This is a genomic window from Skermanella sp., assembly GCF_059503625.1.
Map to the genome: position 1 here is coordinate 1 of NZ_JCACHA010000848.1, position 8,408 is coordinate 8,408.

Annotated in this window: 10 protein-coding genes and 2 pseudogenes; 7 read left to right on the forward strand and 5 right to left on the reverse strand. The window is 65.4% G+C overall.

The window, feature by feature from the left end; translation table 11 throughout:
- Window positions 1–132 precede the first annotated feature (132 nt).
- A complete protein-coding gene (locus AC5JJ6_RS30640; RefSeq protein ID WP_496045683.1) occupies window positions 133–741 on the forward strand; it encodes a hypothetical protein in 609 nt (202 codons plus the stop codon).
- A gap of 59 nt (window positions 742–800) precedes the next feature.
- The gene (locus AC5JJ6_RS30645) at window positions 801–1,061 is read left to right on the forward strand and encodes a hypothetical protein (protein WP_496045684.1); all 261 of its coding nucleotides are present in this window, start codon (window positions 801–803) and stop codon (window positions 1,059–1,061) included.
- A 178-nt stretch (window positions 1,062–1,239) separates the two neighbouring features.
- Here AC5JJ6_RS30645 and AC5JJ6_RS30650 read toward each other — a convergent pair whose 3' ends face one another.
- Window positions 1,240–1,452: a hypothetical protein gene (locus AC5JJ6_RS30650; RefSeq protein ID WP_496045685.1), complete on the reverse strand. Its 213-nt coding sequence runs from the start codon at window positions 1,450–1,452 to the stop codon at window positions 1,240–1,242.
- A gap of 187 nt (window positions 1,453–1,639) precedes the next feature.
- On the opposite strand from AC5JJ6_RS30650, the gene AC5JJ6_RS30655 reads away from it, so the two are divergent.
- Window positions 1,640–2,674 carry an SDR family oxidoreductase gene (locus tag AC5JJ6_RS30655; protein ID WP_496045686.1) on the forward strand — a complete coding sequence of 345 codons (1,035 nt, stop codon included), beginning with the start codon at window positions 1,640–1,642 and terminating at the stop codon, window positions 2,672–2,674.
- A gap of 34 nt (window positions 2,675–2,708) precedes the next feature.
- Here AC5JJ6_RS30655 and AC5JJ6_RS30660 read toward each other — a convergent pair whose 3' ends face one another.
- Window positions 2,709–3,638, reverse strand: coding sequence for an alpha/beta fold hydrolase (locus AC5JJ6_RS30660; protein WP_496045687.1), 930 nt, complete (start codon window positions 3,636–3,638; stop codon window positions 2,709–2,711).
- A 90-nt stretch (window positions 3,639–3,728) separates the two neighbouring features.
- Between AC5JJ6_RS30660 and AC5JJ6_RS30665 the strand changes: the two genes are divergently transcribed.
- On the forward strand, window positions 3,729–4,565 hold the full coding sequence (locus tag AC5JJ6_RS30665; RefSeq protein ID WP_496045688.1) for a DUF72 domain-containing protein: 837 nt from the start codon (window positions 3,729–3,731) through the stop codon (window positions 4,563–4,565).
- Window positions 4,566–4,677: 112 nt separating this feature from the next.
- Here the strand turns inward: AC5JJ6_RS30665 and AC5JJ6_RS30670 are convergent, their stop codons facing one another.
- Together AC5JJ6_RS30670 and AC5JJ6_RS30675 are read right to left on the reverse strand one after the other, a co-directional pair.
- A complete protein-coding gene (locus tag AC5JJ6_RS30670; RefSeq protein WP_496045689.1) occupies window positions 4,678–5,703 on the reverse strand; it encodes an alpha/beta fold hydrolase in 1,026 nt (341 codons plus the stop codon).
- A 50-nt stretch (window positions 5,704–5,753) separates the two neighbouring features.
- Window positions 5,754–6,008: pseudogene (locus AC5JJ6_RS30675) on the reverse strand (alpha/beta hydrolase); the annotation flags it as partial.
- Between the two features lie 312 nt (window positions 6,009–6,320).
- On the opposite strand from AC5JJ6_RS30675, the gene AC5JJ6_RS30680 reads away from it, so the two are divergent.
- The 3 genes from AC5JJ6_RS30680 to AC5JJ6_RS30690 all read left to right on the forward strand — a co-directional run bounded on the left by AC5JJ6_RS30680 (window position 6,321) and on the right by AC5JJ6_RS30690 (window position 7,697).
- Window positions 6,321–6,551 carry a hypothetical protein gene (locus AC5JJ6_RS30680; RefSeq protein WP_496045690.1) on the forward strand — a complete coding sequence of 77 codons (231 nt, stop codon included), beginning with the start codon at window positions 6,321–6,323 and terminating at the stop codon, window positions 6,549–6,551.
- Window positions 6,552–6,583: 32 nt separating this feature from the next.
- Window positions 6,584–7,318, forward strand: a complete 735-nt coding sequence (locus tag AC5JJ6_RS30685; RefSeq protein ID WP_496045691.1) for a hypothetical protein — start codon at window positions 6,584–6,586, stop codon at window positions 7,316–7,318.
- Between the two features lie 109 nt (window positions 7,319–7,427).
- Complete coding sequence (locus AC5JJ6_RS30690) at window positions 7,428–7,697, forward strand: hypothetical protein (protein ID WP_496045692.1); 270 nt, start codon at window positions 7,428–7,430, stop codon at window positions 7,695–7,697.
- A gap of 272 nt (window positions 7,698–7,969) precedes the next feature.
- On the opposite strand, the pseudogene rpoZ reads toward AC5JJ6_RS30690, so the two are convergent.
- A pseudogene (rpoZ, locus tag AC5JJ6_RS30695) lies at window positions 7,970–8,359 on the reverse strand (DNA-directed RNA polymerase subunit omega); the annotation flags it as partial.
- Window positions 8,360–8,408: the final 49 nt, after the last annotated feature.

Consider the following 8,408-nt stretch of genomic DNA (forward strand, 5'->3'; position numbering starts at 1 on the left):
TCTCCCTGTAAAGACCCTGCATCGGGATTTTCGATCCGGTGCAAGGCATGACATCGGCAGGAACCATTGCCCGGCGGTCCGGTTCCTGCGATCGAACCCCGATCTCCGGGTCTACCGATGGAAGGCTCCGTGATGTCCACAGACCTGTACTACGACCGATCGAGCGACGCCGCCCCTGTAGGGAAGGGACGCGATGCGCAAAGCCTGGGAAGCATCCTGTTATATGGTCTTCTGGCTGGTGCGGCCGGTGTCGCAGCCATGACCGTAGCCGAAAAGCTCGAGCAAACCGTCACCAAGCGGCCGAACTCTTTCGTGCCGGCCCATACCCTGGAGCATCTGCTGCGGCTGCCATCCAAGCCCGACGATGAACGGCTCGGCATGAACTGGGCCATGCACTGGGGCCAGGGCATCGCGTTGGGTGCGGTGCGCGCTTTCATGGCGCATCACGGCATCCGCGGACCCGTAGGCTCCTTCATCTTCATGAATCTCAGGCTTATCAATGATCAGACGCTGGAGAACGCCACAGGCGTCGGCGCGCCGCCCTGGACCTGGCCCCGAGACGAGCAGGTCATCGATCTGTTGCACAAGGCCGTCTACGCCTTTGCCACCGGAGCCGTCGCCGACCGCTTCGTCGAGCACACCGGAAGCAGCGGTGAAAAGACCGGCTTTCGCCACCATCCGGAAGATTGGCGGCACAGCGAAAGCCACGATAAGCAGGCCAGGATCGTCGAGCATTCATAACCGCCGACTGCGGCCGGCCGGGGTGGCGAGCCGGTTGCCCTATACATGGAGAAGACACGATGGCCCAGGATAACGACCAAGCTGCCGACAAGCCGGACGATGGCGGAGCCGGCCGCCCTGCAACCACATCGCAGCCCACAGGCGCAGTGCGGGAGGAGAACACCGGGAGCGATCCTTTGCCCGGCGACGAAAGGCTGGACATGGACCGCACGCCGGGCGACGGCTCGCTCCAGGGCTCGACCCCGGCGGGTCTCACGGTCAAGGAACTTATCGAGCGCGCCGAGAAGGCCGATGACGCGACTCAGCCCGGCACGAGCTGACCGGCTGTCGAAGCCCTGAACGAGACCGCCCGCTCTCCCTCACCACGCCCGTGTCCGCTACGACGGAGGAAAACGGCGCCAGCATGGCGACGCCGTCGTAGCGGAGCTTCCCTCACGCGATTTCCTTACACGGGGGAGCGTCGCCACGCCAAGGACGACGGCGCCGCCTGAAGCCGGATCAGGACTGACCCTCGCCGCCCGGCTGATCCGCCTTCATCCGTTCCTTCGCTGCCTTGGTCGCGTCGATTTCGCTTTGCTTCACATTCTGGCCGGGCTCCCGGAACACCGGCTTGGCGCTGCCGCTACCCGTGCCCGATCCCTGGGAAGGCTGATTCTGGGTGCGGTCCTTTATTTCGGGCACGACCGTCTTGCCTTCATCGTTCGTGGTCATCTCGGTTCTCCTTGAATAATGCACGCAGGGAAACGTCGGGAAACAACGCATGCCGGCGCCCCCGCAGGGCAGTTGGCGCCGGCTCAACAGGACGACCAACCAGGGGTTCCACTCTTCGCTCGGAGTACGTTTTGGGAAAGCGCGATCCCGCGGCCCTCGCTCCCTCCGTCGCTTGAAGGAATCCACCATGTCCCTGGCGTTGAAGCCTATCGGTCAGCAGGTGATCGTGATCACCGGAGCGAGCAGTGGAATCGGGCTTGTCACCGCCAAGATGGCTGCGCGGCAGGGGGCAAAGGTCGTTGCACTGGCGCGGAACGAGGACGCATTGCGGCACCTCGTCGATGACATCCGTCGTCATGGAGGACAGGCGGCCTTCATCGTCTGTGACGTCGGGTCCAAAGAAGACGTCGACCGCGCCGCCGAGACTGTGCTGCGCGACTTCGGACGGTTCGACACATGGGTCAACAACGCCGGGATCTCGATCTTCGGAAGGACCTGGGACGTCCCGGTGGCGGACTGGCACCGCATGTTCGACACGGTCTACTGGGGAGTCGTGTACGGATCGGTTGCCGCCCTTCGGCATTACCGGGGCCGGGGCGAGCCGGGCGCCATCGTCAATGTCGGCAGCTTCTTCGGTGACCGCGCGACAGCGGTCCAGGGCACGTATTCCTCCGCCAAGTTCGCCGTCCACGGGTTCACCGACACCTTGCGGATGGAGGCGGAGCATGACGGGCTTCCGGTTTCGGTCTCGCTGATCCATCCGGGACGTATCGATACGCCCTACAACGAGCATGCCGGCAACTACATGCCGATGCAGCCGGTGCACAGGGGGATGGTGTATGTGCCGGAAGCCGTCGCCGATGCGATCCTCTGGTGTGCGCGGCATCCGAAGCGGGACATGTATGTCGGTTCGCAGGCGAAGGTTGCGGCGGTGCTCGGTTCGGCCGCCCCGCGCATGATGGACAAGATCATGGAGCGGATCATGTACTCGTCCCATCAATCGCGCGACCGCGTATCGGGCGGATCGCGGTCCCGCGCCCTGTTCGAGCCGGGCTATGGCGGGCATGAGCGTGGAACGCATGAGCCGCATCTTCGCAGGGGCAGCAGCCTGTATGTACAGGCAACGAAGAGGCCGCTGCTGACGGCGGCCCTCGTGGCGGGCGCCGGGCTGCTGCTCAGGAATGCGATCCAGCAAGCGGCCCTGTCCAGGCGTCCGGGATGATCCGGCCGCACCGGCTTGCCGCCGCCGCGGCGGCTCAGCCCTGATGCAGGACGCCCTCACGCATCGCAGGGGCGGCGGTCATCGCCGCCGGCCTGGAGGTCGAGTCCACCAGGAACGGCAGGATCGCCCTCCTGAACTCGCGCGGGTACGAGAAGTTGATGGCGTGCGCCGCTCCTGGGACGATCGACAGCCGGCCGTTGGGCAGCAGGCGGGCGGCTTCCTCCGCCCATTCCTGCGAAACGATGCGGTCGCGGGTCCCCCGGACGACCAGGCAGGGATGCCGGACCTTCGGCAGCTTGTCCTCGATCCGGTCCTCCAGCATGTAGCGAAACGTCCGGACGAAGCGCCGGACGCCGCAGATCATGTAGTCGGACGCCGATACCCAGCTCAGCGGTGAGCGCTCGTACTGGCCGGTCACGATATAGCGCCAGATCTGCTGGGATGCGGTGCGCGCCGCCGGCTCCGGCGTCGGCCCCTGAAGGACCAGGGATACCACCCGCTCCGGGTGGCGCAGCGCCAGTTCGGCCAGGATCTCGCACCCCAGCGAGTTGCCTATGAACATCGCGCGCTCCAGTCCGGCGGCATTCATCCAGGCGGCCAGCGCATCGGCCAGTTGCCGTATGGTTAGGACGGTGCCCGGCTTGTCGCTCAGCCCGAAGCCCGGCAGGTCGGGCGCGAAAACCTGGAGGTCGGGGGCAAGATGCCGGGCGACCGGGACCATATAGCGGCTGGAGACGCCGAGCCCGTGGACCAGCACGACCGGCGCCTCCCGCCACCGTGGCCGGCCGGTCGACGCCAGCGCATGCATTCGCAGCCCATGAACCCGATACCAGCGGCTTTCCAGGCGCCCCAGCCGCGCTCCGGCATAACGCTGCCGCCGGGAGGCTTGCGCCGCGACCCAGTTCAATGCGGCAAACGTCGCCACCCCTGCCGCCACCGCAGCTACCTTGCGCTGAACGCCCATCAGATCGGTCCCCCAGATCTATTGCCCGGAAACTGGTTGTCGGTCGGGCAACAGATCAATCGGCGAGGAATTGCGAGGAGATCAGAGAGCATGTTGGATGCCGTCCGCATCGGAACCTCGGGCTGGACTTACCCGAGCTGGCGCGCCGTCTTCTACCCGCCCGGCCTGAAGCATCGGCTGGAACTGGACTATATCGGGCGGCGGTTCAACTCGGTGGAGATCAACGCCACCTTCTACCGGCTCCAGAGCCTGGAAACCTTCCGGCGCTGGCACGCGGAAACGCCGCAAGGTTTCGTCTTCGCCGTCAAGGGCAGCCGCTTCATCACGCACCGGAAGCAGTTGGGCGACATCGATGCGGCGCTCGCCAATTTCCTGGCTTCCGGCGTGCTGCTGCTGGGCGAGAAGCTCGGCCCATTCCTGTGGCAGTTGCCCGAACGCACGCGCTTCGACCGCGACCGGCTGGCGCGCTTTCTCGACCGCCTGCCTGCCGACATGGCAAGCGCCGCGAGGCTCGCCCGCGGATATACGGGCATCGTCGAGGGGCGGTCCTGGACCGAGGCGATCGTGGAGGGTCCCCTTCGGCACGCCCTTGAAGTTCGCAACCTCAGCTTCCAGACGCAGGATTTCTTCGATCTGCTCCGGGAGCGGCGGGTGGCTCTCGTCAGTTCGGACGCGCCGGGCTGGCCCCGGTTCGATACGCCGACCACGGACTTCGCCTATGCGCGGCTGCACGGGGCCGAAGAGCTGTATGCCAGCGGCTATACGGAAGCCGACCTCGACGAATGGGCCGGCCGGGTTCGCGGCTGGAGCGCCGAGGGAGCCCGCACCGCATTCGTCTATTTCGACAACGACGCCCGCGTCCGCGCTCCCTTCGACGCCCTGTCGCTCGCCCGGCGCCTTGCCGCCGCGCGGCAAGACGCCGGATAGCCCGGATACCAAGGTCCATACGACCGACGGACGCGGGCCATCCGCACCGTGGGCTTGCTCAGGGCGTCCGTAAGATCATGGGCCTCCGGACAAAGTGTCCCGAGCGGAGGTGCTACGCCTGCACCTCGCCGAGACGCGGCATGGCCGCCGAAGCGCCCGCCGGTATGTTCCGGCTGTGCGAGCGGGCGCGGCTCCGGACCGGTACAAGGTGCGCCGGTCCCATCGGTTTGCGCGTGGCCGCCGCGGCGAACAGATGGAGCGCTCCGAGCGCCGCTACCGCCCACCGGCCCGCGGCCGGTTCGTCACGTAGCCGCGTCGCCGCCGCCAGCAGCAATTCCACGCCGGTGGACGCATCGATATTGGCGCGAACCGTCATCGGGATCTTCCGGACGGCGCCGTACTCATAATCGGTGAACAGGCTGAGCGCAGTTCCCGAGGCTCCCGCCATCGTGAGCACCTGCCGCGTCCGCGGGCCGCACTCTATCGCGCGGGGAAGGGTCAGGCACGTGGCTGCCGCCAGATAATCCAGGATCCCACGGGTCCGGGTCGAAATCGGCTGCACCGGAGCCAGCGGATCCTCGCCATGGTCGGGTCCCGGAACGACGACCTGATCGTCGTCGGCAGCCGATCCATCCAGCCCGCCCTTAAGAAAGCTGTCGATCAGCCGCACCATCACGTGCGGGGCCGTGTAGTGAACGTTGTGCGCGGCCTGCTCGACCACCACGAGCTTCGCATCCGGCAGCAGCCTGGTGAATTCCTCGGCCCAGGGCTGCGACATGGTCTGGTCGTACCGGCCACGGACGACCAGCGCCGGGGCCTTGACGTAGGGCAGCCTGTTCTCGATCGGATCGTCGACCGTGCGGCGCAGCTGCTGGACCATCCGGGGGATACCCGCCGACGCATATTCGACCTGGAAGAGCGGGTTCAGCGACGGCGCCTCGAACGGCATGTTCATGACGACGCGCGAGTACTGCTTGCCCGGCGACCGGTATTGCGGGTCGGGAGTGGGGCCGGCGAGGACGAGACGATCGACGCGGTCGGGGAAACGCGCCGCGAGTTCCACGATGACCTGGACACCGACCGAGTTGCCGAACAGCACGGCCCGGCGAATGCCGCAGGCGTCCATCCACGCCAGCAATTGGTCGGTTTGTTCGCGGACGTCCGGGCCGGCGGGCCATGTCGATCCGGCGGGCCTGGGGTGCGTCCGAAGCCCGGCAGATCGGGCGCCAGCACGTCGTATCCGAGCATCGCCAGCCGCTGGCCGAAAGGGATCATGTACCGGCTCGACAGGCCCAGGCCGTGCACCAGGACGACAGGGGAGCTTCCGCGCGCCTGCGGACCGCCACTCCATGTCCGGGCATGCACGCTGATGCCGAGGGAAGGTACTTCCGTCCAGGTAATGCGGGGGGCGTCGTGCGCTCCAAGCTTTGCGAGGGTTCCCATGGTTTTTCCAGTGCTCTATCGCTTTGCGGAAAGGTGCCCCGCCCAACATGCCCGTCGTGAAATGAGTTCCGGTGCCGCATTCGCAGCGGAAATTCTTTTTCCAACCACGCCAAAAGGTCAATAACGACAGTACAGGTATGTCTCTTTTTGCCCGGATTGGCAGGCTTTTCTGCGGGTTATTCAAAACGGATCGGTCCGCTGCTTCGATGCCGGCACTGTAACTGACGTGAAACAATCCGGCGCCGGGCCTGTTGGCCGTCCTCGCTCCCGTAAGTTGCACAAGAGCATTTGCTATTTCAGGTGGAGAACATCATGACGGATCAGACAGCCCGGAAGGACGAAGCAGCCGAAACGATCGCACAGTTGGTGGGGGTCGAGGGGATGCCGGTCAGGCTCAGCGACGAAGCGGAAGCTCATGTCACGATCGACGACTGGGGCCAGGTGCTGGTGGCCGATTACGAGGTCGTCCAGAACGCCCTTGAGGAAGGGAGTGTCATCCGTGATCCGGAAAGCGGTTTCCTGAAGATGAACGCCGCGCCGTAGTATCGAACGACGTTGTCACAGGAGCAGACGTCATGGGGACGTTCAATCTGCCGCCCAGTTACAGGGGCCGGCCCGGCCAACTCGATCCGGGATTCCGGCGGGGAAAGAAGACCGGGGCCTTCAGGATTCATCACGCGAACCCGCAAAGCGGCCGGAATCCCTTGTCCGGATATATCCCGATCGACCTGTTCAGCGAAGAATTCCACGCCGGCTCGGTCTACACCGAACGGGAAATCATGATCATCGGAGAAGAGTGCGAACGTATGCTGGAGCTTTTGGTCGGTGACCATGGCTTGGACGAAGCTGACTGCCAGCGAGGTCGTGCCGACACTCTCTGGTGTCATCTGAAGTGGATGCGGCGGGAGCGGGACCGCCTGATCGCCAGCAAGATCGCCAACCCGCTGGCCGAGGCCACCAAAGGCGCCAAGGAATTCGAAGTAAGTTTAAGCCCCGTGCTGAAATCGCCTTATTGGACCGACGATTACGCCTGGTTCCTGCAACGCACCCGCAACCTGCTCGATCTGGGCAATAGAGGCCGCTACTGCTTCGACTTCGGCAACCTGTCGATCCGGTTCGAAAACAGGCTCGATGCCGCCGCTCACCAGGATCGCATGGCAGGGATCGTCGCGCCGGCTTCATGGGGTTTCGGCGCATCCCGCGGCGAACTCGCCACGGGCCGGGCGGAGGCAATGGAAAGCAGGCGACCGGCAGACATCCGCAACGTTTTCCAGGGCCAAGACGGTGCCGTCGGTGATCGCCGGTGGTAGCGGCGTATAACCGTTTCCTGCTGCCGCCATCGGCCCAGGCGGGAAATCGTGCCGAAGCGGTCTCCGTGCCGTTCCACGGCGCGGAGACTTATGGCAAGGGAGGGTAGCTATGTCGGACGAACGTGACGCGGCATCGGGTCCCCCGGTCAAGGCTGAGCAACGGAAGACGGCGCAACGGAAGCCGGCGCAGGGGAAGCCGGTGCAGCGCGACACGGAACCGGAGCCGATTGCCAAGCCCAAGATCGTCGCCGGGTCGGGACGGGGCGGTCTCAGCGGCGGCGCCGATCCAGGATCGACGGGAGCCGGCATAGCCGGAAGCGACGTCGGCGTTGCCGGGATCGGCGGCCAGAGTATCGAGCCACCCAACAAGACAGGGTAGGCAGCCGGTGCAGGCTTTCAGATGTCGGGCCGAAGAGGCCCGACATCTCCGGTTAAGCGTTACCCTGCCGGACGGCGACACCACCGGTCTTGCCGATCCGCCTGAGACGGTCAGTCGTAGAAGCGGTCGTTGGGATCGTCCATGGCGTCGCTGACGCCTTCCGCGTCGCCACCATATGTTTTGCCCAGGTCGTTGACGTCGCGGTCGACGAGGTTGCCCTCGTCGCCCTCGAAGCTGGCTCCCGGCTCCCGATCCATTCGAGTGAGAACGTCGTCGTCTTCCCCGATCCCGTCATCGCCGCCGGTATCGTCGGCTTCGGGGTCCAGGTCGGATATCGCAACCTCGGTTTCGTCCCCGTCGGAGGGGCCGGGAAGGTCGGTCCATGCCTGCTCATCGGCCATCAGTTCGGCGACATCCTCGTCCGGCTCGTCGGTATCGACCTGCCGCTGGTGCCCCTTGACCAGCGCTTCGCGCAGGGTTTCCAGCGGCAGGGTGCGCTCGGCGATCTCGCGCAGGGCGACGACCGTGCTCTTGTCGTTGTCCCGGTCGAGTGAAAGTTCGGCGCCGCCGACGAGATCGCGCGCACGCCGGGCGGCCATCATCACAAGTTCGAACCGGTTAGGGATTCGCGTCACGCAGTCTTCGACAGTAACTCGGGCCATGGGCCTATATCTCCAGAACTTGACTTGACTAAAAACCTGTATAGCTTTC